The 22,791-nt window shown below is 62.3% G+C and carries 20 protein-coding genes; 10 read left to right on the forward strand and 10 right to left on the reverse strand.

All coding sequences use genetic code 11. The features are described 5' to 3' along the window. Positions 1-20: 20 nt before the first annotated feature. On the forward strand, positions 21-1,268 hold the full coding sequence (locus AC6H4Z_RS22355; RefSeq protein WP_497544184.1) for a hypothetical protein: 1,248 nt from the start codon (positions 21-23) through the stop codon (positions 1,266-1,268). Between the two features lie 9 nt (positions 1,269-1,277). Here AC6H4Z_RS22355 and AC6H4Z_RS22360 read toward each other — a convergent pair whose 3' ends face one another. Further along, positions 1,278-2,315 (reverse strand): hypothetical protein, encoded by a 1,038-nt coding sequence (locus tag AC6H4Z_RS22360; protein ID WP_497544185.1) that lies wholly within the window; start codon positions 2,313-2,315, stop codon positions 1,278-1,280. 150 nt (positions 2,316-2,465) lie between these two features. Here AC6H4Z_RS22360 and AC6H4Z_RS22365 point away from each other — a divergent pair, with 150 nt between their 5' ends. Further along, a complete protein-coding gene (locus AC6H4Z_RS22365) occupies positions 2,466-3,524 on the forward strand; it encodes an LLM class flavin-dependent oxidoreductase (protein WP_497544186.1) in 1,059 nt (352 codons plus the stop codon). A 109-nt stretch (positions 3,525-3,633) separates the two neighbouring features. Here AC6H4Z_RS22365 and AC6H4Z_RS22370 read toward each other — a convergent pair whose 3' ends face one another. After that, on the reverse strand, positions 3,634-4,008 hold the full coding sequence (locus tag AC6H4Z_RS22370) for a YkgJ family cysteine cluster protein (protein WP_497544187.1): 375 nt from the start codon (positions 4,006-4,008) through the stop codon (positions 3,634-3,636). Positions 4,009-4,102: 94 nt separating this feature from the next. Between AC6H4Z_RS22370 and AC6H4Z_RS22375 the strand changes: the two genes are divergently transcribed. Continuing rightward, positions 4,103-5,452 (forward strand): hypothetical protein, encoded by a 1,350-nt coding sequence (locus AC6H4Z_RS22375; RefSeq protein WP_497544188.1) that lies wholly within the window; start codon positions 4,103-4,105, stop codon positions 5,450-5,452. A gap of 323 nt (positions 5,453-5,775) precedes the next feature. Here the strand turns inward: AC6H4Z_RS22375 and AC6H4Z_RS22380 are convergent, their stop codons facing one another. Together AC6H4Z_RS22380 and AC6H4Z_RS22385 are read right to left on the reverse strand one after the other, a co-directional pair. Continuing rightward, positions 5,776-6,618, reverse strand: a complete 843-nt coding sequence (locus tag AC6H4Z_RS22380) for a polysaccharide deacetylase family protein (RefSeq protein WP_497544189.1) — start codon at positions 6,616-6,618, stop codon at positions 5,776-5,778. An 85-nt stretch (positions 6,619-6,703) separates the two neighbouring features. Further along, positions 6,704-7,870 carry a hypothetical protein gene (locus tag AC6H4Z_RS22385; RefSeq protein ID WP_497544190.1) on the reverse strand — a complete coding sequence of 389 codons (1,167 nt, stop codon included), beginning with the start codon at positions 7,868-7,870 and terminating at the stop codon, positions 6,704-6,706. 229 nt (positions 7,871-8,099) lie between these two features. On the opposite strand from AC6H4Z_RS22385, the gene AC6H4Z_RS22390 reads away from it, so the two are divergent. Further along, positions 8,100-9,860 carry an OPT/YSL family transporter gene (locus AC6H4Z_RS22390; RefSeq protein WP_497544191.1) on the forward strand — a complete coding sequence of 587 codons (1,761 nt, stop codon included), beginning with the start codon at positions 8,100-8,102 and terminating at the stop codon, positions 9,858-9,860. 19 nt (positions 9,861-9,879) lie between these two features. Here the strand turns inward: AC6H4Z_RS22390 and AC6H4Z_RS22395 are convergent, their stop codons facing one another. Then, entirely contained in the window at positions 9,880-10,677 is a 798-nt protein-coding gene (locus tag AC6H4Z_RS22395; protein WP_497544192.1) for an alpha/beta fold hydrolase, read from the reverse strand. 164 nt (positions 10,678-10,841) lie between these two features. Between AC6H4Z_RS22395 and AC6H4Z_RS22400 the strand changes: the two genes are divergently transcribed. The 5 genes from AC6H4Z_RS22400 to AC6H4Z_RS22420 all read left to right on the forward strand — a co-directional run bounded on the left by AC6H4Z_RS22400 (position 10,842) and on the right by AC6H4Z_RS22420 (position 17,083). Beyond that, on the forward strand, positions 10,842-11,636 hold the full coding sequence (locus AC6H4Z_RS22400; protein ID WP_497544193.1) for a hypothetical protein: 795 nt from the start codon (positions 10,842-10,844) through the stop codon (positions 11,634-11,636). Positions 11,637-11,676: 40 nt separating this feature from the next. Further along, positions 11,677-12,213 (forward strand): DinB family protein, encoded by a 537-nt coding sequence (locus tag AC6H4Z_RS22405; RefSeq protein WP_497544194.1) that lies wholly within the window; start codon positions 11,677-11,679, stop codon positions 12,211-12,213. A gap of 88 nt (positions 12,214-12,301) precedes the next feature. Further along, positions 12,302-13,012, forward strand: a complete 711-nt coding sequence (locus AC6H4Z_RS22410; protein ID WP_497544195.1) for a hypothetical protein — start codon at positions 12,302-12,304, stop codon at positions 13,010-13,012. Positions 13,013-13,112: 100 nt separating this feature from the next. Next, entirely contained in the window at positions 13,113-15,143 is a 2,031-nt protein-coding gene (locus tag AC6H4Z_RS22415; protein WP_497544196.1) for a hypothetical protein, read from the forward strand. A gap of 674 nt (positions 15,144-15,817) precedes the next feature. Beyond that, a complete protein-coding gene (locus tag AC6H4Z_RS22420; protein WP_497544197.1) occupies positions 15,818-17,083 on the forward strand; it encodes a hypothetical protein in 1,266 nt (421 codons plus the stop codon). Between the two features lie 2 nt (positions 17,084-17,085). On the opposite strand, the gene AC6H4Z_RS22425 is transcribed toward AC6H4Z_RS22420, so the two are convergent. From AC6H4Z_RS22425 to AC6H4Z_RS22445, 5 genes are read right to left on the reverse strand one after another with little or no spacing between them, the layout of a single operon-like run. Further along, complete coding sequence (locus AC6H4Z_RS22425; protein WP_497544198.1) at positions 17,086-17,799, reverse strand: ABC transporter permease; 714 nt, start codon at positions 17,797-17,799, stop codon at positions 17,086-17,088. Positions 17,800-17,803: 4 nt separating this feature from the next. Then, positions 17,804-18,733 (reverse strand): ABC transporter ATP-binding protein, encoded by a 930-nt coding sequence (locus AC6H4Z_RS22430; RefSeq protein ID WP_497544199.1) that lies wholly within the window; start codon positions 18,731-18,733, stop codon positions 17,804-17,806. After that, complete coding sequence (locus AC6H4Z_RS22435; protein WP_497544200.1) at positions 18,730-19,668, reverse strand: hypothetical protein; 939 nt, start codon at positions 19,666-19,668, stop codon at positions 18,730-18,732. Before AC6H4Z_RS22435 ends, AC6H4Z_RS22430 begins: the two co-directional genes overlap by 4 nt. Next, complete coding sequence (locus AC6H4Z_RS22440) at positions 19,665-20,576, reverse strand: ABC transporter ATP-binding protein (protein WP_497544201.1); 912 nt, start codon at positions 20,574-20,576, stop codon at positions 19,665-19,667. The genes AC6H4Z_RS22435 and AC6H4Z_RS22440 overlap by 4 nt, the downstream gene beginning before the upstream one ends. Beyond that, the gene (locus tag AC6H4Z_RS22445; protein WP_497544202.1) at positions 20,573-21,478 is read right to left on the reverse strand and encodes a tetratricopeptide repeat protein; all 906 of its coding nucleotides are present in this window, start codon (positions 21,476-21,478) and stop codon (positions 20,573-20,575) included. The genes AC6H4Z_RS22440 and AC6H4Z_RS22445 overlap by 4 nt, the downstream gene beginning before the upstream one ends. Positions 21,479-21,661: 183 nt before the next feature. Between AC6H4Z_RS22445 and AC6H4Z_RS22450 the strand changes: the two genes are divergently transcribed. Then, the gene (locus tag AC6H4Z_RS22450; protein WP_497544203.1) at positions 21,662-22,789 is read left to right on the forward strand and encodes a protein kinase domain-containing protein; all 1,128 of its coding nucleotides are present in this window, start codon (positions 21,662-21,664) and stop codon (positions 22,787-22,789) included. Positions 22,790-22,791: the final 2 nt, after the last annotated feature.

Consider the following 22,791-nt stretch of genomic DNA (forward strand, 5'->3'; position numbering starts at 1 on the left):
TCGCCATAGGATTGTCGACGATGACCCTCCCCATCCGAATACGATCGCTTGTCGCGCTACTGACACTCTTGTCGCTTGCCTGCGCGAAGCGTCTCCCTCCCTCGCGTGACGCCAGCGAGCGTTCGGCACCGCGCTATCTCTTTGCGTGGGCCGGTGACGAAGACCGGGAGGATAGCGACTTTCTCGCTGTCATCGATCTCGCACGAGACGGCGACCGGTATGGAACGATCGTCGCGACCGCGCCAATCGGCGAAAAGGGAATCTGGCCGCATCACACCGAGCACGAGCTCGGCCCGAACCAGACCCTCTTCGCGAATGGATTTTCGGGCAACCGCAATGTGCTGTTCGATCTGCACGATCCGTTGCATCCGAAAGTCACCGAGCGATTCAATGGGGTCGCAGGTCTCAGCTTTCTGCACAGCTTCGCGCGTCTCCCGAACGGACACGTGCTCGCCACGTTTCAATCACATGGCCCAAACAACGTCGGCCCCGGAGGAATCGCCGAACTCGACGAGCGCGGGCATCTAGTTCGCTCGCGTTCGGCCGCTGATCCGTCGGCAGACCAGGCGACACTGCGCGCGTACGGGGTAACCGCCGTGCCTGCCCTCGATCGGATCGTCGTCGCGCTCACGTACATGGTGATCCCGACGTGGCATCCCTTGCGACCGTCCATCGAGCACGACCACGACGGCAATCAGGTGCAGGTGTACCGTTTGTCGGATCTTTCGCTGATCAAGACGATCAAGCTTCCGACGAACGATGGACCGAATGAACCGCGCGTGCTTCTCGATGGACGCACCGTCCTCGTGAATACGGGAATGTGTCGCCTGTACCAGGTGACTGGGCTCGCGGGAATGGAACCGGCGCTCTCGCTCGTCCACGCGGAGCCAGAAAAAGGGTGTGCGACGCCGGTCGTCGTCGGCAACTACTGGATTCAGTCCCGCGCGCCTGAGCACGACGTCTTCTCGCTCGATGTCTCCGATCTCGCACACGTGCGCAAAGTGTCATCGATCCAGTTCGACCAGCGGCAACGCCCGCACTGGCTCGCGAGCGACGGATCGCGCGTGGTCGTCGTCAACGAGCCGAGTGCAACCGCAGAGCGTCGGATGTGGATGCTGAAGCTCGATCGCAAAACTGGGATGCTGACTCTCGACAGCGCGTTTCGCGATGCCGGCTCCGCGCGCCCGGGCCTCGCCTTCGATCGAGCAAAGTGGCCGCACGGAATGACCGGTACGGCCGTTCCGCATGGCACGGTGTTCGGATGGTAGCCGTCGACGCTACCGGACGAACGTCACCTCATGCCCGTCGAACTGCGTGGCCGAGACGTTCGAACCCGTGAACACCTCGACCTTGATCGTCGAATCGTTCATCATCTGCACGAGCATCACGCCATAGGGCGGCATCACGTCGAAGATCGAGTACAATTTGTACACCACCAGCCCCGACGCCGGCGATACGGCCTGCGGACGCGGCGCGGTCGGTTCGATTCCCCAAACGCCCGGCGCTCCAACCGTTCCACCGATCGACAGCCGCACCTGCGACGGATCGTAATAGTCGTATGCGAAACTCACGCTTCTCGTCCAACCGTAGGGACCAGAACTACTGTCGACCGGCATGCCCTGCACGAACCAATCGCCAGCCAGCGTTCCCTTGACGCCAAAGTCGATTCGCGGCTCCTGATCGACGGCTGACGAGGCACGATAAAGGTGCGGCGCAATCTTCGCCTGCAACTCGGGCGTGAAGTACTTCCACGGCGAGACGTAGTGCAGTGTCTGCTCGGGATAGCGCGACGCATTCACAAAACCAGAATGCGAGACAGACATGTCGAACGCGCCGAGGTCGATCGTGCCGCCAGGGCCAGTGTGGCCAATCGCCGTGCCGACGGTGATGACCTGGCCCATCGTGAGCGTCATCGTCGGCAGCACGTGGTCGAGATAGAAGTAGAAATTCTCCGTCGCGCGGAACATCACCTTCGTATCCGTGCCAGTCGGTTGGAACACGAACATCACCGTGCCGGTCGCCGGCATGTACACCGTGCGATCCTCGGCGACCGGCGATGCGCCGCGCACCGACAGATCCCACGAGTAGAAGTACACATGATCAGTGGGCAGCACGTGCCCCGGCGGATTCAGGCTGCCGAGCGCGGTGAGCGTCTGTCCGTTGACGATGGAAACGGGGAGCACAGTGAACTGTGCGACGCCGCTCGGTGGCGGTGCGACGCCCGAGAAATCGTGATTGTCGGGCGAGCCGACGCTCTCACCGCCGCACGCGGTGATCGCCAACGAAAAGGCCAGCGCTTCGAAACCGCGTCGCATGGTGCCGTGCCAGGGTGGAGAACCCTGAAAGTTTCGGCCGGCTTCAGTGTGAGCTTGAGGGCACACGCACCCCAGCGCTTCAGCTAGCTCGGCACGCAACGCCGCCGCGGGACGGATATCTCACCTCCCATTGGGGGGTAATTTTCACGAATGAACTCTACTCTCGAACTGGGCATCGATACCTTCGGCGACGTCACTGTCGACGCTGATGGAAAGCCGCTGTCGCACGCGCGGGGCATTCGCGATGTCATCGCCGAAGCCGAACTCGCCGATTCGCTCGGCGTCGATTTCTTCGGCGTCGGCGAGCATCATCGCGCGGACTTCGCCATCTCCGCGCCCGAGGTTATTCTCGCGGCGATCGCGGGCCGCACGAAGCGCATACGACTGATGTCCGCGGTAACGGTGCTTAGTTCCGACGATCCGATCCGCGTCTTCCAGCGGTTCTCCACGCTCGACGCTGCGTCGAACGGACGCGCCGAAGTGATCCTCGGTCGCGGATCATTCACCGAGTCGTTCCCGCTGTTCGGGTTCAAGCTGAACGACTACGAGACGCTGTTCGAGGAAAAGCTCGACTTGTTCGCGGCGGTGCTCGCGCACGACGGAAAGACTGAGCCCGTCTCGTGGGCGGGAACGACGCGCGCACCACTCAAAGCACGAGTATTTCCCCCGACGGAATCAGGAACGTTGCGCACGTGGATTGGCGTTGGTGGAAGCCAGGCGTCGGTCGTGCGTGCAGCTCGGTATGGCCTGCCGCTGATGCTCGCGATCATCGGCGGCGACCCCCGCCGATTCGCGCCATTCATCACACTCTATCACCGCGCACTCGCGCAGTTGGAGCGCCCGATGATGCCGATCGGCGTCCACTCTCCTGGACACATCGCCGAGTCGGACGAACAGGCGCGTGAGGAACTATGGCCGGCGTATCGAGTAATGCGCGACCGAATCGGCGCCGAGCGCGGATGGCCGCCAACGAGCCGCGCGGAGTTCGAGCAGGAGATTCAGCACGGGTCGCTGTATGTGGGCGCGCCGGAAACGGTAGCGCGAAAAATCGCCGCGACGGCACACGCGCTCGGAATTGCGCGCTTCGACATGAAGTACAGCGCCGGGACTCTGCCCCATGCGACGCTAATGCGATGTATCGAACTCTACGGGTCGCGCGTGATCCCGCGAGTTCGTGAACTGCTGGCCCAGCAGTCGCCCGCGTCGTAAGATCGTGTCCGGATGAGTCCATCCGGGAGCGTTAGCATGTCGATGACGACTGACGATTGATGCGCTCGTGCGCGGTGCGCTATTTCGCCGCCGGGACAACGTTGGGCGACTAGTCGTCGCCCGAAGAGACCGCGCGCGGGATGGCCCGCTGAAGCTCGACCAATTCCGCACGTGCCGCGAATTCACCGCAGATCGTCACGTCGTACTCGTAGCCGCCGCCAGTTGATTCATCGATCCACGGAAAGCCGCGACAGGTGCCTGGGTAGTACGGTTTGTCGTGAATGCTACAACCGCCGTTCTTGAACAATGCGCAGCGGCCTTTCTTGACGCGGGTTCGCCATTCTTGCCATCGCGTCTCGTAGACGAGTCCAGGGCCGTGATTCGCCTCGATGGCGGCCGCTTCTTCGTCGGAGACGGACGTACCGTAGTTGCAGCACGACGCATCGTGCGGGCACGGAAAGCAGGGCAGCGACGGGAAAGTCATACGATAGTTTGCTCGTCGAGTTTGATCTTCGCTACTAAGGTTAGCGCGCTCGCGCGCCATTGCCACGCCCGTTTATCACGCGTCTTTTCTGACCATGTCGACATTCATTGACGTACCCTCGGCCGCGGCGCCAGTGTCGGCATCATTCAGCCCGAACGCGGCGGACCAGCGGCGCGACGAGAACGAGACGCATGACCACGCGGGTCTCGCGCGCCGCTTGGCCGAGCGCTTCGCGCTCATTGCGTTCGGCCTGTACCACGTTCCGCTTTTCCTGAACAACTATCCGTCGCTCGGCGGCGGCGGCTTTGATCCGAACGGACTGTCCGCGCTGTGGGGACACGTTTTCACGCCGCCCGGAGTGTGGGTTGCGCGACACGTTTTCCATATGACGGGACCCATGTCCGGCGCGTATCAGGGCGACAACGGGGACGTCGGTGAGGAGTTCGGGCGCCTGTTGCTGGCGGTCGTGATCGGATTGATCGGTGCCGTCGTGTGGACGATCGCCGATCGGCGCCGCCCGCGAGCGCGTTGGGTGAGCGAGGGTCTACACCTGCTGCTGCGCTACTCGATCGCACTCGGCCTCACGAGCTACGCCATCGCCAAAATTCTTCCGATGCAATTTCCCGCGATCAACGCGGTGACGCTCGAGCAGCGCGTGGGGCAGCTGACGCCGGGCGCTCTGTTGTGGACCTTCATGGGATATTCGCGGCCCTACGCTTTCTTCGGCGGCGTGATGGAAATGGTCGCCGTGCTGTTGCTGTGCTTTCGGCGCACGGCGACACTGGGCGCCATCGCGTGCCTCGCAGTGATGGCGAACGTGGCAGCGCTGAACTATGCGTACGACGTTCCGGTCAAGCTCTATGCGACGATGACCGTCGTCTCCGCCGCAGTCCTGCTGCTATTCGACGCACCTCGCCTACTCGGCGTATTCGTGAATGATCGTGCGGTAGGACCATCGCGCCTCTCGTCGGCCCTGCGCGACCGGATCCCACCGTTGCCGAGGTGGACGCTCAAGATCGTTGTCGTCGGTAGCGTGATCCTGTCGTCGGTGGTCGCGATGAGCCGGGCGGTCAACGCTGCGCCGCCTCCGTCGGCGCTCGATGGAGCCTGGGTCGTGACGTCGTTCACGCGCGACAACCCGGCACGCGAGCCGGTCAGCGACTCACTGCGCTGGCGCGGGCTCATCGTTCAATCCGGAGGAGTGATGATTCAGCTCGCGTCTGACGCACGCATCGGATGTCGTCGCATGGCGTCGACGGACCCGAATGTGCTCGCGCTCAGCTGCGCGAATCGGCGCGACAACGTGCATTGGACTCGCCAGGGGAACGTCCTGCAGCTCGACGGAACGTTCGATGGCGCGCACGTGACAGCCTCGGCGCGCCACCTGGAGCGGGCAGATTATCAGCTATTCCGGCGGCCGTTCAAGTGGATAACAGATCGCTGACGGTGCGAAATGCCAGACGGCGCGAAATGCCAGACGGCGCCAAATGCCGAACGGCGCCAAATGCCGAACGGCGCCAAATGCCGAACGGCGCCAAATGCCGAACGGCGCCAAATGCCGAACGGCGCCAAATGCCGAATGGCGCCAAATGCCGAACGGCGCCAAATGCCGAACGGCGCCAAATGCCGAACGGCGCGAAACTGTCGGACCGATTTTCGCTGCAATCGCTACTTGGCGCGGTATGGCATTTCGCGCTGTCTGGCATTCCGCGCCGTTCGGCATTCCGCGCCGTTCGGCATTTCGCGCCGTCTAGCATTTCGCGCCTTTTACTGGCCGAGTGCGTGTTCGAATGCTTGCATGTCGTCGGTCACTAGCACGGAACGAAGCGCGAACATATCGGTTGCCGAATTCCACGGCCCGAACGGGTACGCACGCGCGGCCCGATAACCCGCAGCCTGAACCGCGTCGGCGGCCTGAAGGTTCCACGCGCCATACGGGTACGCGAACAGATCCGGCGCGGTGCCGAGATGCTGCTGCAGTTCCTGGCGACTTCGCTCCACTTCGTCTCGAAGGACCGTTGGATCGACGGTGGTGAGCTGCGGATGCGTGCGCGAGTGTGAGCCGATCGTCATGCCAGCGTCGCGCAGCTCGAGCACTTGATCCCAATTCATATATAGAGAATCATCATGCCCGATCGGCTTCGTATATATGAAAAATGTCGCCGTGAAGCCGCACTGACGAAGGACAGGAAACGCGTGACGATACTGGCTCGCCCAACCGTCGTCGAACGTGATCACGACGGCGTGATCTGGTAGCGATGCGTTGTGCTGTAGCACGTCGACGAGCCGCTCCAGCGAGATCACCTGAAACTTGTGCTCGAGCAGATAGTTCATCTGCGCTTTGAACGACGTCGTGTCGACGTCCAGCTGGATCTGCGCTGGGGTTTGCCCAGGATGGTGCGGCGCGACGCTATGGTAGACGAGAATCGGAACTCGAATGGAATCCGTCGCGGCTGGCAGCGCCGAGTATTGCGCTGAGGCTGACGTCGCTAGTGCGAGGAGCGCGAAGGCGAAGAGTCCGATCGTAGCTCGTCGTCGAGATACCCACGCGCGCGCCCGACGAACTCCGGCGGCGCGCGGCTCCATCAGCTGATTCACAACGTCCCTCACTGTCCACCTCACCCGTGGCACTGTCGGGCAAGGGACGTTCCCGCTGAGCGGAATGGTCGCGGTGAACCGGGCGCTTGAATCGAGACTAGATACGGCGTGCCGTACTCTGTTTAAACCCTGCTTTGCCCAACACCCAATTCAGGGCCTTGCTCTTGTTGTTGTCCTGTTTGCTCCACGTGAAGATGCGCGCTCGCCAGGAGGATCCCGCCTCCTTTTGCACCAAGCCGATCTCGCTCGCATGCAGAAGAAGCGATGCGGTGAGTTTGTCGTTGCTCGAGATACGCGCTTCCTTCTGGAAATCCAGGATGAAGCCGCCGGCAGACGCCTTGAGCGCATTCAAATACGTGACGCCGTGGTCGAATTGGCCCTGTGTGACGACCGCGCCGTCCGAGGTGCACACCTGCAGAAAGCGCATCGCATCGCCGGCAATACCACAGTTCATGACGAGCGCCGCGACGACTGGCGATTTGTCGATTACGGCTTTGAACCAATCGGCAAATTCTTTGGAGCGCCCCTGCAACGCATCCGGCTGATCCTTTCTCGACCAACGACTCTTGGCGTCGGCGAAGATATTAGCCAGCGCGCGTGCCTCGCAGAAGCGCACGGCGAAGCGGAGGATCTTCTCGATCACACCCGCGACTTTGTTGATGATGAGCCCCGCGCCGCCGGTGAATGCCGCGAGCGCGGCCTTCGCACCGGCCATCGCCGCTTCAGCGAGTCCCACTAGCGCGCTCTTGGCGATTGCGCTGCGGATAGATGCGGCGATCAGATTCGGGTGGCCCGACTCGAGCGATACTCCCTTGCCCTTATGACTGAGATCGAAGTACTCGATGGTCCGCGTGATCGCCGTGTACAGACCCGTCGCGACGCCGGTGAGGCCGAAGTCGTCTGCCTGCTTCCCAAGCTCGCCTTTGATGCCGTAGATCAGCGGCGGCAGATGATATCGGACGTGCTGAATCCCGAGCTCGGCGTCCTTCGGCGAAATGTTGAACCGGTCCACCAGCCAGTTCTTGATCGTCAGCGCGATTCCGTCGACCGTCTTGTCGATCGATTCGACGACGTCACCTACGGCGGTCCCCCCTTTCGTGAGCTTTGAATCGCTTCCCACTTTGCCCTTCACGAAGGTGAGCGCGGCGTTCTTCAGCTCCGTTGCGCTCTTCTCTGGCGAGAGATCGACATTGAGGTTGCCGAGAAAGTAGATCACGCCCAGGCGTGAATTGTCCAACTCCGCCGATCGCGCTTGTGTCGACATCGTGTTCGCCCTGTGGGGAGGGAGGGAGGGCCAGTCACCGGGATCCGGATGGTGAGATCCGGATGCGGCCTGAAGGTACGGTGTCGCGCTCTCTGGGACTAGCACTTGTGGATCGGACTGTCGCTAAGAGTCCTGAGCCGTTCGCTGGCTCTCCCTCCAATCTCGGCATATGATTGGTCCGCGCACGAAGCCTCGCCGGTTCGTGAACCGTGGATGACAAGGAGACCCATTGCCCGCCTCATCGCTCCAGAAGCCGGCGAATGTTCGAGAATTCTCGCCGCGCTCGATTGCCGTTGGCCTCTTTGTCGCGCTGCTGATTGGCGCATCGTATCCGTACGTCGTTCTCAAGTTCGGATTCGGCCCGAACATCTCGGTCGTCTCGGCGTTCTTTGGCTTTCTCGCGCTCGGCTTGTTCTCCAAGAGCTACAACCGGTGGGAGAACAACGTCGTCCAGACGGCAGGCACCACGGCGGGACAGATCGCGTTCCTGTGCTGGCTCCTTGCCGCGTTCGACATCCTCGCCGCCGATCCATCGAGTGGATTCAACATCCACCTGACGCGCATGCAGACGTGGATCTGGCTCTCGGCGTCGGGACTCCTGGGCGTGTTCATGGCGGTGCCGCTGCGCAAGCACTTCATCGAAGACGAGAATCTTCCCTTCCCCGACGGCGTGGCCGCTGGTGAAACGCTGATCATGCTCGACTCGCGGGGGCCGCAGGCGCGAAAGTCGGCCTACGCCATGGTGAGCTCGCTGGTCGCGTCGGGCTTTCTATTTCTCGCAACACAGCTCGCGTGGATCAAGGATACGATCCCCGTCATCATCAACACCTTCTCGGCGCGTGCGGGCATTGGGTTCGGGTTATCGCTGCTCAATGTTGGATCGGGAATGATCATTGGCCTGCGGATCAGCGCGAGCATGCTGATCGGCGGAATCATCGGCTGGATCATCGCTCCGCCGCTGCTCGTTCAACACGGCCTGATCGCGCCCGACGCGAAGCGCGTCGACATTCTACTGACGACGATGTGGGCCGCGGTCGGCATGTTGATCGCCGGCGGTATGACGGGCCTCGCGCTGAGATGGCGCGTGCTGGTGAAGAGCTTTCGCGGACTGGCTGCGAAGGGGACGAGCCAGGACTTGCCGCTCAAATGGGTATTGATGGGCGGCGGCGCGTCGGCCGTATTCCTCGCATTCGTGAATCACCTGTTCTTTGCCACACCGTACTGGCACTCGGCAATCGCGATCGCTCTCGCTCTGCCGCTCGGACTCGTTGCACTGCGTGTGCTCGGAGAGACGAACTGGGGGCCGATCAGCACGATGGTCAATCTCGTGCAGGCAATCTTCGGTGTGATTGCTCCCGGCAGTCTCAGGGCAAGCATGGTGTCGAGCGGAATCACGGGCGCGGTGGCAGCGGAGTCGGAAGGATTGATGCAAGACTTCCGCGCGGGTCAGATGATCAATTCGACACCGCGGATTCTGACGTACATGCAGCTCATCGCGGTGCCGGTTGGTGCGCTGGCGTTGGCGTTCATGTACCCGCTGCTACGCGATACGTACGGCATCTTTGGCGATCATGCACAGCTCTTGAGTCCGACGTCGCAACGTTGGGTGGGGTTCGCGAAGGTGGTAACTCAGGACTTTTCCGGCAACACGCCTCTGACAGCTGCGGCAGCCGCTCGACTCTCGTGGATGTGGTCTTCGTTCGGCACCGGCGCGTTGATCGGGATCATCTTGACGATTCTCGAACAGAAGAAGCAGTGGCTAGGCTGGATTCCGTCGCCCACGGGAATGGGAATCGCCGTGTTGATTCCGTTCAGCGCGGTGTCGATGATTTTTCTGGGCGCCGGCGCTGATCGCATCTGGGAGAAGATGTCTCCCGAGACTCATCAGAAATATTCAATTCCGATTGCGTCCGGCCTGATCGCTGGCGAAGCCTTGGTGGCGGTGGTGATTCCGCTGCTCGTGACCATGGGCTTGATGAAGCTGCCGTGACGCGCGCGCCGCGCGCCAATCACGGCTGGTCGAGAAACGCCGCTACGTCGGCACCGAAGCGCGGATCGAACATCGTGCCGACGTGCCCGCGGCGGGCGTAGATGCGCAGTTCGGCGCGCGGAATGCCCGCCGCGGTCGCGCGCACCAAGTCTTGTGGAAACGCGCGATCGCTCGCACCGCCGATGATCAGCGTCGGCGCGATGATCTCGCCTAGCCGGGCGGTGACGTCGAAGGCGCACTCGGCGTCGATCGTCGCGAGCATGTCGCTGGGATTGGATTGCCTTTCGCCGAGTCGATCGGCGATCCATAGCGCGAGGGCGGCGGGCCACTGAATGATCCGCGGTGCTAGAACGGATGCGAGCACGCTGGCGCCGCTGTCACCTGCGGCGACCAGTTCGCCGTAGCGGCGGAGCTTCTCGCGTCCATCCGCGCCTAGCCAACTCGCGGCCGTCGCGATGACGAGCCGGCGAATACGTGCGCCATGGTCGACGGCGAGTTGTAGCGCGATCGTGCCGCCCGTCGAGATGCCGAGGACGTCGACAGAGTCACCGCGAAACAGCTCGTCGATCGCTGCAGCGTGAGCAGTCGCCAGCGCGACCATCGTCGTGCCGCGCAACATGCCATGCGGTCGCCCGATCACGCACACGCGTCGCGCGGTCTTTGTGGCGAGTGGGCCGTATGCGCGCACGGCGCTACGCTCTTCGGTCACGCCGGGCTCGACCGGACGGCGCGCCAGACCCGGAAACAGTGCGAGCGGTGGACCGTCGCCGACCGACAGGAACGGCAGACCGGCGACATACCCCGACGCTGTCATCATGACATCTCAACACGCCTTGGACGCGAATGCACAAATGAAACAGATCGAGTCGTGTGATGGAACCATTGTCTCACCATTCGGTCACGTTGCTGGCTCTCGTTCCAGTGCCGACATATGATTTGTCGGCGCACAGTGAAACACCCTCTGCAATCGAGCCTTCGCACATGAAGAGTACAGAGAACAAGATTCTGAAGAATCTCGCGGCTGGCGGCCCCGGTCTTGTGCTGACGCCGGCGCAGCAGGCGCAATTGCTGGCGAAGGTCGCAAAGGGTCAGACAAAGAGCAAAGCACGCGACATCGCCGGCGCTACTGAGCAGCAGTTCCAGGCGCAGCTCGCGCAGATGACCAAGGGAGAACAGACGATCGTAAAGCGTGGTGTTGCGGATTACACGCAAGCGTCGGATGCGATCAACACCTCGTGCCGTGCCGGCAATCCGAACGCCGCCGCCACGAACCTCGACGCGATGTTCCAGATCTTCACCCAACATGGCTTCGATACCCAGCCGCGCATCGTCTACCGACTGCTGAGTTACAAACCGCCGACCGCTTGTCCGTACGGCGCCGCAGCGGGTGGTCCGCGGATCATTGCTGGCGACTTGATTCGCGATGAAGGATTCTTTTCGTCGTCAGAGCATAGACAGTTTCTCGTGAACGGAATCAAGAACCCGCCGCCGGGAACGGTCTATGTGAAGTTCGTCATTCTCGGACGCGGCGGAGTCAACATTTCCGGCGGCGCCTACACGAACTCGGCGGAGCAAGATCTTCTTGAAATGGAGAATCCCAAGACATACATGTTCCGTACGGCGCATGCCGGACAAGCAGAGGTTCTGTTCCCGCGACGCACGGTCTTGCGTGTCGATAGCGTTGCCGCTGTCGGAGGGCACTGGCACGTTGCGGCTACGATTCCGAATCCGCAGCCAGCCGGTGCCAATATCAAGAATGGCTTCACCGGGGTCTGACGCACTTCTGGCGTCGACGACATCTCTGAGCATAGCAGCCGTGAATACATCCTCGCTCTTTCTTGCTCGCTCGCGCCACTACCTGCGGACCGAATATCCAACCAAGTTGCGCGCGGCCGTAGAATCGCTTCCCGCAGACGCACTCTGGTGGCGAGCAAACGATCAGTCGAACAGCGTCGGCAATTTGCTGCTTCACCTCACCGGCAACGTTAGACAATGGATCGTTTCTGGCGTTGGTGGCGCGTCGATTACGCGAGATCGCGATGGTGAGTTCGCCGCACGGGAGGGCGCATCGGCAGACACGCTGCTCGCCGAACTCGAGCGTGCGCTCGATGAGGCGTGCGCGGTGCTCGCGCGGCTCACCGAGTCTGACCTGACTACATCGCGCTCGATTCAGGGACGAGATGTCAGCGTGCTCGAAGCGGTGTATCACGTCGTCGAACACTTCTCGCTACACCTCGGCCAGATCGTTTTCATTGCGAAGCTCCACTCGCCGGGCGCGGTGCGCTTCTACGAAGACGCTGGCGGAAGAGCGCGCCCGCTTTGGCCTGACCTGGTACGACCCGACAGACGCTGAAAGCGTCCAACAACCTCACAAAGGACGTACAACAACTCCCGCTCAGCGGTCCTACCTTGAGCCGCACTACGAACGGTGAGGCGAGATCATGCGGGGGATCGTCGAGAGAGTTGGTGTTGCAGCGCTCGTCGCGTGGATCGGAGCCCGCGCTCCCACTCAGCGGGCAGCGTCCGCCGGTCCGATCGCACTCGACTCCGCGACCAAGATGACGCTGACGAATACTCGCGCGCTCTGGGTGGAGTACCGCGGCCGTCGTGCGCTCAAACTCGCGCCACTCGTGGGACACGAGCGTGACGTCGATCAGGAGATGGCGGCGCTGCTCACGGAATCGGACTTCAAGGATGGCGTGATCGAGCTCGATGTCGCCGGCGCTCGACGCGAAGGATACTCGAAGGCCGAAGACGTGAGCGGCTTCAAAGGAATCATCGGACTATCGTTTCGCGTTCATGGCGACAGCGCCGAGCGATTCTATCTTCGCCCAGAAAACGCTCGGCTGAACAATCAGCTGTTTCGCAATCGGTCGACACAGTACGAGTCAGACCCCGACTTTTCGTGGCAACGGCTGCGCCAGGACTCGCCCGGTGTGTACGAGTCGTACGTCGACCTCGAGTCGGGCGCTTGGACGAAAGTGAGAATCGAAGTCTCCGGTAGCACGGCCCGAATGTACGTCAATGGAGCCGCGCAGCCGTGTCTCGTCGTGAACGATCTCAGACTCGGCGAGAGTCGAGGGAAGATCGCGCTATGGACGCGGATTAGTACCGAGGCCTATTTCTCCAACCTGAAGGTCGAATCGAAGTGAGAATGACGGTCGCCGGCTCCCTTTCGCGCAATGCGAGGAGGAGCCGGTGACGACTCGCGTCCCGGCCGCCTGACCGTTCATAAGAGCTGCCGAGGGTCGCGTGAGTCTTCATCAAGTGTCGTTCATGGGAAGCGCGGGCGTTCGCCGCGCAATCACCGCGCTTCTTGCGCTATCAGTCCTCGCCTGCGGCGGAGGCGGTGGTGACACGCCTGCTACAGGACCCGGGCCCATCACGACGGTTGGCGCTTTCGCCATCGCGACGACATCCTCGGCGCTCTCTGTAGCGCAGAACGCGAGCGGCACGGTGACGATCACGGTTGGCCGAAGTGGCACCTTCACGGGGCCAGTAACGCTTTCCGTATCCGGACTCGCCGCCGGCGTTACGGGAACGTTCAGTCCAGCGACCGTCGCGGCCGGTCAAACGACGAGCACACTCACGCTCACGACCACGGCGGCGAGTCCCGTTGGAACGACGACGGTCACGGTCACCGGCGCGGCATCGGGGATCGCGAACCAAACTGCGTCCGTCGCGCTCACGATCACGGCGGCCGCCGCGGCCGGCCCGTTCACGATGGGGCTCAGTGTGAACTCTTTCCTCGTGCTTCCGTCGAATCAGTTGCCGGCATTTCCGATATTGACGGTGACGCGGAACGCTGGCTTCACGGGTGCGGTCACGCTCACGACAACTGGTCTTCCGGCGACGCTCGCCGTCGCCTATTCGCCGGCCAGTCTCACAGGGACGACGGCGTCGCTCCTGGTGTTGGACATCGGCGGCACTCCCGCGGGCACATACAACGCAACCATCCGCGGCGTCGCCGCCGGCGGACTTGGCGAGCGGACGCTGACGTTTCAGATCGTTGTCGCACCCGCCACAACGGGAAGCATTCACTGGAAAATCTGTTCGGCACTGACGCCGCAATATTTCTTCGCGGTAAAGGATGGCAGCGGGCCATGGACGCGCATCATGCCGAGCGTTGATACTGTTTACTCATTCAATATCTCATCTGCGACCGGCGCCGTTGCGATGGTGACGAACGACTCCGGAGGCTATCGCACTACCGTCTATCAGTACACGGCCGCTGAACTCGCGGCACGCGCGGCGTCGCAGTGCGCGCTCATTCAGAACGTGACGACGCGCACCGCGAGTGGAACGTTTGCCGGCGTCACCGGTTTCCGTACGTCGCAGGTGGGTATGGGATGGTGGCCCGGGTCGGCCAACGGCAACGGCTCATTCAACCTGCAGAATCTTCCCTCAGGCGCGCTCGACGTCGTCGCCGTCCGCAATGGCGACATCACCGCCGCGCTCGAGATCCCAGCCGACCGCGCGATCATTCGCCGGGGCATCAATCCCGCGTCAGGCGCGACGCTGCCGGCGTTGGACTTCAATGCCGCCGAGTCGTTCGCGCCGACGACGGCGACATGGACGTTCAATAATGTGAATGCCGGCGAGCAGATGAGCATTGGTCAGGTCTTCACCACGGCAGGAGGAACGACGGGAGCCTTCTCACTGTATCCTGGCGTCGATCGCGCGCCGAACGTACGAACGATCTATGGCATTCCGCTCGCGCAGACGATTGCGGGCGATCTGCATCAGGTGGTGGCGACGATCAATACCGTCGGCATTCCGGCCGCCGCAGCGAATCGCGGTTCGCGTCAGATCATTGCGTATGCGCGAACGCTCACGAGCGATCGAACATTGGCGTTCGGACCAGCAATGCCGACGCCGACTGTGACGTCGGTCGCCGGATCAGCGATGCCGCGATTGCGCGCGACTGGAACGTTACCAACCGAGTACGGCGCAGGAGTGTCGTTCGATATCACCCAAACGTCGACCGCGCGTTTCGCGACCGTGCATACAACGCGTGATTTCCTCAATACAGCAGGAACGTACGATGTACAGATACCGGATTTGACCAGCGCGATCGGCTGGGATTCACAATTCGCGTTGCGAGCGGGAGTGGCGACGAATTGGTGGGTGAGTGGAGGAGGGCCGGTGCTCGATTTTTATGATGCTCGGTACATCTTCAATAGCACACGAGCGAAGTGGACGGGAGCACAGACAGGAATAGCTTTGCCTGCGGATGGAGGAGTGTTTCTAATGGGGAGGGCAATTGGAAATACGATCCCTTAAATGCGCGAACTGATTTGAGGGCGCAACGGCCGAACGGCGCAACGGCCGAACGGCGCACCGGCCGAACGGCGCACCGGCCGAACGGCGCACCGGCCGAACGGCGCACCGGCCGAACGGCGCACTGGCCGAACGGCGCACCGGCCGAACGGCGCACTGGCCGAACGGCGCACCGGCCGAACGGCGCACCGGCCTGACAACGCACCGGCCTGACAACGCACCGGCCTGACAACGCACCGGCCTGACAACGCACCGGCCTGACAACGCACCGGCCTGACAACGCACCGGCCTGACAACGCACCGGCCTGACAACGTGACCTTGGTAGTTCCGTTGGTTGACACCGAAGCGGCGTGGCGTTCGTGCCGTGCGATTCCAGAACTGCGTTGTCTCGTGCGCTGTTCGGCCAGTGCGGTTTTCGGCTGGTGCGTTGTTCGGCCGGTGCGTTGTTCGGCCGGTGCGCTGTTCGGCCGTCGCGTTGTTCGGCCGGTGCGTTGTTCGGCCGTCGCGCTGTTCGGCCGTCGCGTTGTTCGGCCGTCGCGTTGTTCGGCCGGTGCGTTGTTCGGCCGTCGCGTCGTTCGGCCGTCGCGCTCTTCGGCCGTCGCGCTGTTTCAGGCAGTGCCCCATTCCTCCCCTTCCCCAACTTGCCAATCACCAATCTCATCTCCACCATTTCTTCATGCGTTTTCAAGTGTCGACCTTCCTGCGTGGCGCGACTTTTCTATTCGCCCTCGCTTCCGCCCCTGCTTGCCACACCGATCGCGCTGATTCTTATCTCTTCGTCTGGGCAGGTGACTCCGCTCAGAAGGCCAGCGACTTCATCGCCGTCATCGACGCCACACCAACATCGGCGCACTATGGCTCGGTCGTCGCCTCGGTGCCCACGGGCGTCGCTGGAACGCATCCGCACCACACGGAAGCGGAGATGCCTGTCGACGGCCACCTGCTCGCCAACGGATTTGGCGCTGGACGCACGTGGTTATTCGATCTTTCCCACCCGCTGCAACCGCGAATGCTGTCGTCGTTCGGCGATCTCGCTGGCTACAGCCACCCGCATACATACGTGCGTCTCGTCAACGGGAATGTGCTCGCCACGTTCCAGTACGCGGCGGACGGCGCTACACCCATGCAGCAGGGTGCGCACAGCGGAATGATGGGCAGCGGAGTACATACGACCGGCGGCTTGGTGGAAATGGACGAGCGTGGCCACCTGCTTCGAAGCGCGAGCGCGCACGATTCCGCGATTCGCGACACGCGTATTTATCCGTATAGCGTCCTCCCGATTCCGGCGATCGATCGCGCGGTGTCGACGACGACCGACATGGACATGGCCGACACGGTGGCGACGTCGGAATGGGTGCAGCTCTGGCGACTGTCGGACTTGAAGCTGCTGAAGTCATTCGCCCTCGCCCCCGGCCCACGCGGCAACGAGAATCGCTACAGCGGAGAGCCGCGACTGCTTCCCGACGGACGTAGTGTGTACATCCACACGTTCAACTGCGGCTTGTATCTGCTGCGCGACGTCGACGGCGTGGCGAAGACGAATCTCGTCCACACCTTCGCTGGCAAGGACTGCGGCGTACCGATTCTCACGGGGCACTACTGGCTGCAGACCGTTCCCGAGGCGCATTCGCTCGTCGCGCTCGACATCAGCGATCCCGCACAGCCGCGCGAAGTCTCGATGATCACCTTCGGCAGCGACGAAAAGCCTCACTGGATCGCCATCGATCCAACCGGCCGGCGTATCGTTCTCAACTCGGCAGGCGATGCCAAGTCGAATCGATTGTTCATCGTGAATTTCAATCCGTCGAACGGAGCGCTCACGATGGACGAGCGCTTCCGTGACGCAGGAGCGGTCGGCCCAGGAATAGACTTGTCGGGCAAGACATGGCCGCATGGATTCACGGGTCGTGCGGCGCCACATGGAACTGTCTTTTCGCGCTAGCGCTACGGCACGTCCATCTGGCGCAGTCGTCTGACCGAGAGAAATAGGAAGCCCGAAAACACGAGCGCCGAAATCGCGATAGCAGTGGGCAAGCTGAGATGATTGCCTACTGCGAAGCGTCGCTCATCGAGCCCGTGCATCAGCGCAATCGCATAATGCCGGATACTCAGCAGCCGCACTCCTGCCACATACCCCGAGAAGAATCCCTCCCAGAGCACGATGTAGAGCAGGCCGACGCCGATCGCCTGCGTCGTGACGAGACCGAGCCACACGAACGCTGACGCGTACAGGGCGACGCCGACAATCACCGCGGTTGTGACGGCCAACATCGCCCGCATGTCGCCGAGGAACGCGATGTAGCTCGTGGCAAGAGCACTGATCGCGATGAGCGGCCCGGCGATCGTGATCGACGCCAACAGCTTCGGCACCACAATCTGCCATCGCGGAATCGGCGACAGCGTCAGATTCGCGAGCGTGCGATCCTCTGTCTCGTTGGCGAACGCGGCGGCAGCGATCGCGAGCACAACGAGCGGGGCGATCGAGCCAGCGAGCATCGCGCTCAGGACGGCCGTTTCGAATTGCGTCACCGACGCCGCATGCTTCGAGCGCAACATCAATGTCGAGATGACGACAGGCATCGACGCAAGCACGACCATGATGAGCAGACGCCAGCGGCCAGATAACTGACGAAGCGTGAGTTGATAGACGGCAAGCATCTCGTCAGCCCTCCACCAAGTAGCCGAACACACTTTCGAGCGAATCGTCGAGCGGCTCGACTCTGCGCAGGCGAATCGACGCAGCCTGCGCGAGCCTCGGCAACTCGATCTGGAGGTCGGTCACGTTTCGGCTCAGCACAACGAGCGCACCGTCCGGATCGAAGTTCACAGCATCGACCGACGGAAGTCTGCACACCGCGGCAGCGAGCGCGCGCGGAGAATCGCAGATGACTCGCACGTGATAGGGGCGTTGATTGAGCGCAGCGCGAATGGCGCGGAATCCGCCGGACGCCGCGAGCTTGCCGTTCACGATGAGGAGCACGGTGTCCGCCAACTCCTCCACTTCCTCGAGAATGTGCGACGACAGCACGATCGTCTTTCCTTCGGCAGCAAGCTTCTGCAGCAGGTGCTTGAAATGCACGCGCTGGCGTGGGTCGGCACCGTTCAACGGCTCGTCGAGAATCAAAATGTCAGGTTCATGGACGAGTGTGGCAGCGAGACGCATACGCTGACGCATGCCGCGCGAGTATGTGTCCATGGGACGATGCTGCGCGTCGGCGAGATCGACGAGGTTGACGGCCTTGTCGATCGCCTTCTCGAGATTCTGGACGCCCCGCAAGCGGCCCATCATTCGCACGAACTCACGGCCCTTCATGAAGCCGTAGACTGTCTCGTGCTCAGACATCACGCCGAGTCGCTTGTACAGCGGCGGATTGTCGCGCACAGGTTCGCCGAAGACGGTCACCGTTCCATTCGATGTGGCGGCGAGTCCTGTCATCATGCGGAGCAGCGTGGTCTTGCCAGCGCCGTTGGGACCAAGCAGGCCTGTGATGCCAGGCATCACGTCGAAAGTCACGTCGCTCACAGCAACGACGCTGCCGAACCAGCGAGAAACGCCGTCGACGCGAATCACGGGGTCGATGGTGCGGATCATGGCGTCAATCTCCGATAGCGCGACCAGAGGACGCCGGCCGGGACGAGAAGCCACACGAAATACCAACTCACGAGAACCGCCGATCCCAACTCGCGCGCCGGCGCGTCCCTCGTGACTCCGCTCGTTTGACCGAAGATGATGTCGTTCACGTGTATCGGGATATTCGTCAGGTTGAACATCGAGATCCACATGCCGCCAGATCCACCGATCTCGTGTGCGAGTCCGACAGTGAACGGCGTCGTGATCACGAACAGTCCAACGAGAAACACAGCAGCGTATGCGCGACGCGAGGTGTACGACGCGGCAAGCAATGCGAGTGTCGTGATGTACGCGGCCAGAGCGAGACCGGCCGCGAGAAAGCGCGGCACATCGAGCCAGTGGTTCTGCAGATACACCATTGGCAGCGGGTCACCCATGGACAACCCGATGAACAGGATCACTTGCGGAAGCCACGCAGCCGTGAGAACAACGACGAAAAACGCCGCCCAGCGGGCAGCGACGTAGTCCGTTCCGGTGAGCGGCCGAACGAGATACAGATTGATCACACCTTCACGTTTGTCACGACACAACAATTCTGGTGCGACGACGGCCGCGAACACGAACAGGATGATCGACGCGATTCCGTAGAAGTCGGAATGCGACGGCAGATTCATCTTCTGCGCGGCACCGGGTCCGCCGAGCCGCTCTGCCGCTCCAGCGATCATCGCCATGACGAGACCAATGGCCGACAACAGGCTGATAAAGAACCATGGAAGAATCTTGGCGCGCCCGCCGCGACCCATGCCAAGCGCGATCCGTACGCCGTCCTTGAAGACCGCACGACGCGAGCGGCTTCGTCCCTCTCTGCGCCCTTTATAACTCTGATATCCAATGTCGAAGACGGTGCCGCTGTGCTCGACGCGTGTCTCCGGCTGCTCTGCGATTCCGATTGTCATGATGCTCCACCTTCGGCACGCTCGAAGAGCTCCGCGAGTGCGCGGCGGCGCGGGGCCATGCGGCGTAAAGGCGCATTCGCTTCGACGAGAGCGTCGCGGATGTGATCGTACACCGATTCGTCCGGGCCTTCGATGGTGAGTCCCGTTCCCTCGGCGGCGACGACGACGCCGCGCCGGTGGAGAGCGGTCACGAGCGCTTCACGGTTCGTGTCGACTTCGATGAAGACGGTTTCCGTCTCCCGCGTGAACTGTCCGACCTCACCGGCGTGTACCACGTGACCGCCCTGGAGCACGATGATCCGATCGCAGGTGCGTTCAACGTCCGCCATGAGGTGCGACGAGAGCAGCACGCTGATGCCGAACTCGCGGTGGGTCTTTCGAACGAGGTTCAGCATTTCCTCACGACCCATTGGGTCGAGCCCGGCGGTTGGTTCGTCGAGAAAAACGAACGCGGGATCGTGCACCAAGGCCTGCGCGAGCTTGACGCGTTGCTTCATGCCCGTCGAGTAGCCGCCGATCGCACGATAGCGTTCCTCGAACAAGCCGGTGTGCCGCAGCGTGTCCGCAGCGCGTGTACGCGCAGTCGACGGCGGAAGGCCATTCGCTTCAGCCATATGCGTCAGAAACTCGGCGGCACTCACCTGGCTCGGCAGACAGTCGTGCTCCGGCATGTAGCCGAGCCGTGCACGCACGTTGATGCTCTCCGATGCATTCTCGCCGAGTGCGGTCGCCGCGCCGGACGTTGGGCGAATCAGGCCGAGAAAGATCTTGATCGCGGTGCTCTTCCCTGCGCCGTTCTCGCCGAGGATGCCGGTGATGCCGTCAGAGATGGTGAAGCTCACGTCGTCGAGAGCCAGGACGTTCTTGTATTCCTTCGTCAGGTGCTCGGCTGCGAGTAGCGTCGTCATGATGCCTTTGGTTTGGCGGCGCACGCCGCGGCGTAGCCGTTGTCGCAGGCGCGGCGCATCATTGCCGTCGCTCGCTCGGCGTCGCGGCGGACCCCGGCACCTTTCTCGTAGAGTTCAGCGAGTCTGAAGCACGCTTCGCCGTAGCCCGACATGCATGCCATTCGATGCAGTTCGGCAGCGCGCTGAAAGTTTTGCTTCACACCCGAAGCAGATTCGTAGGCGACAGCGAGCGAGAAACAACCGCCAGCTTCTTCGTCATCGCAGGCGCGTTTGAATAGGTCGGCCGCAGTGGAGTCGTCGCGCGGCACGCCATTTCCCGCGGCAGTGAGTCGGCCGAGTCCAAGGCATCCGAGCGCGATCTTGGCATCGCACGAGCGTTTGAATAGGTCGGTAGCGCGAGCGAAGTCTTGCGGAACGGATTCGCCCGACGCGTAGAGCGCGCCGAGATTCGAACAGCCCAACATGTTGGCGCCGTCGCAGGACTGTTTGAATAGCGCTGCGGCGTGGGCGATGTCGCGCGTCATTCCGGCGCCCTGGCGATAGAGCACGCCGAGACGCGCGCAGCCGTCCATCGCGCCGTGTTCACACCCTTGTCGGAACAGCGCCGGTGCGCGAGTGGAGTCTCGTTTGACGCCAGTTCCGCGTTGATACATGACGCCGAGCCTGGCGCAACCGTCGCCGACACGCGCGTCGCATGCCCGCTGGTAGAGTACCGCGGCGTGCGGCTCGTCGCGGAGGACGTATTCGCCCTTTTCGACCTTGATCGCGAGCTGGTCGCAGGCGGTGGATTCGCCGGCGTCGCAGGATCGACGGAGGCGTTTGGCCTCTTCGTTCCCGGGGTGGCAGGCGGCGAGTATGAGACCGGCGAGGAGTATGGCGACCGGAGGGATCCGTGTTCGCATCAGCTCTTTGGGGTGGGTGGGACGACTCGACTGTCTACGGACCGGCGGGGCGGTAGGTTTCTGACGGCTTGGTTTGGGTCCGAATTTGAGCACTTTCTAATCGGTCAGTGGCGCCGCCCACATCTCGGCGTTCTATTGAATCGTCGGCGGGGCAAGCCCGGGGCTTTTTTCAGGCGATTTCGTATGTCGACTCACACACGGCACGCCGTAGCATCGACGGCATCGGTTGCATACAGCTCCGAGTCTGGCCGGACCTATTCCCTCGACCGGCTCATCGGAAAGGGAGGGTTTGGCGAGGTCTATCTGGCGACGGCGATCTCCGGCCCAGCCCTTCCGGGCCGAGTGTGCCTGAAGATCAGCGATCGGATTTCGGGTTGGCTCCGCGAGGCCTACTTCGCCGAGCTACTCGCTCGGCAGGGGCGCGCGCTTCGCGTTTTCGATCGCTTCGCCGAAGCCGAGGGCGGGGAGATGCGCTACTGCCTCGTGATGGAGTACGCGGAGTTTGGCGACCTGGGTGCGTGGCTCGAACAAAAAGGCGCACAGCCCGAGCGCTTCGTCCGACGAGAGCTCGCGGCGATCCTTGGCGCACTCGACGCACTCCATAGCGGGCACGCGCTTCATCGCGATCTCACGCCATTCAATGTCTTTGTGTGCGAAGGCGAGCAACTGAAGCTTGGCGACTTTGGCATCGCAACGCATCAACTCAGCCGACGCGGCGTCACAGCGGATGCGTTCAACCTGTTTCACGTACCGAACGAGATCGCGTGGGGCAAGGTCCGTCGCTGGCAGAAGCGCGACGACATTTTCCAGATCGGCTTGCTGGCGGCGATGCTCCTTCGGGGCGACATCACGAAGCCGATGCACAGCAAAGATGTGCGCGGGCTGCCGTGTAGCGATCATCTCAAGGAAGTCATCCATCGATGTCTCGGATCGCGCGGAAAACGATACGAGGCGGCGAGTGAATTGATTGCGGCGCTGCGCCAGCGGCCGAAGGAGCCGCGTCTGGGTCGCGTGAAATCATTGGCCGGAAAGCGTGTGTCGTTCACGGGCTTTCTCGAACGTCCGCGAGTGGAAGCCAAAGCTGCCGCGAAAAAGGCGGGCGCGATCGTCCAGTCGAAACCGGGGCAGTCGACCGACGTGCTGATTCGCGGCCGTCCGAACGCACAGCAAATTGCTGGAAAAGATGGCGGCTCGAAGTTGATCGAGGTACGTCGTCTTGCGGCGCAGGGCCACAAGGTCACGATGATCGACGAGCGTCAATTCTGGCGACTCGTCGCCCCCAAATCGCGATCGTCGTCAGCTCGACGCTAGCG

It is taken from the genome of Leucogemmata humicola (assembly GCF_055379415.1).

Excerpts from the sequence above, each read along its gene's own strand:
- AC6H4Z_RS22355 (WP_497544184.1), top strand. The coding sequence starts at position 21 with ATGACCCTCCCCATCCGAATACGATCGCTTGTCGCGCTACTGACACTC.
- AC6H4Z_RS22360 (WP_497544185.1), bottom strand. The coding sequence starts at position 2,315 with ATGCGACGCGGTTTCGAAGCGCTGGCCTTTTCGTTGGCGATCACCGCG.
- AC6H4Z_RS22365 (WP_497544186.1), top strand. The coding sequence starts at position 2,466 with ATGAACTCTACTCTCGAACTGGGCATCGATACCTTCGGCGACGTCACT.
- AC6H4Z_RS22370 (WP_497544187.1), bottom strand. The coding sequence starts at position 4,008 with ATGACTTTCCCGTCGCTGCCCTGCTTTCCGTGCCCGCACGATGCGTCG.
- AC6H4Z_RS22375 (WP_497544188.1), top strand. The coding sequence starts at position 4,103 with ATGTCGACATTCATTGACGTACCCTCGGCCGCGGCGCCAGTGTCGGCA.
- AC6H4Z_RS22385 (WP_497544190.1), bottom strand. The coding sequence starts at position 7,870 with ATGTCGACACAAGCGCGATCGGCGGAGTTGGACAATTCACGCCTGGGC.
- AC6H4Z_RS22395 (WP_497544192.1), bottom strand. The coding sequence starts at position 10,677 with ATGATGACAGCGTCGGGGTATGTCGCCGGTCTGCCGTTCCTGTCGGTC.
- AC6H4Z_RS22400 (WP_497544193.1), top strand. The coding sequence starts at position 10,842 with ATGAAGAGTACAGAGAACAAGATTCTGAAGAATCTCGCGGCTGGCGGC.
- AC6H4Z_RS22410 (WP_497544195.1), top strand. The coding sequence starts at position 12,302 with ATGCGGGGGATCGTCGAGAGAGTTGGTGTTGCAGCGCTCGTCGCGTGG.
- AC6H4Z_RS22420 (WP_497544197.1), top strand. The coding sequence starts at position 15,818 with ATGCGTTTTCAAGTGTCGACCTTCCTGCGTGGCGCGACTTTTCTATTC.
- AC6H4Z_RS22425 (WP_497544198.1), bottom strand. The coding sequence starts at position 17,799 with ATGCTTGCCGTCTATCAACTCACGCTTCGTCAGTTATCTGGCCGCTGG.
- AC6H4Z_RS22430 (WP_497544199.1), bottom strand. The coding sequence starts at position 18,733 with ATGATCCGCACCATCGACCCCGTGATTCGCGTCGACGGCGTTTCTCGC.
- AC6H4Z_RS22435 (WP_497544200.1), bottom strand. The coding sequence starts at position 19,668 with ATGACAATCGGAATCGCAGAGCAGCCGGAGACACGCGTCGAGCACAGC.
- AC6H4Z_RS22440 (WP_497544201.1), bottom strand. The coding sequence starts at position 20,576 with ATGACGACGCTACTCGCAGCCGAGCACCTGACGAAGGAATACAAGAAC.
- AC6H4Z_RS22445 (WP_497544202.1), bottom strand. The coding sequence starts at position 21,478 with ATGCGAACACGGATCCCTCCGGTCGCCATACTCCTCGCCGGTCTCATA.
- AC6H4Z_RS22450 (WP_497544203.1), top strand. The coding sequence starts at position 21,662 with ATGTCGACTCACACACGGCACGCCGTAGCATCGACGGCATCGGTTGCA.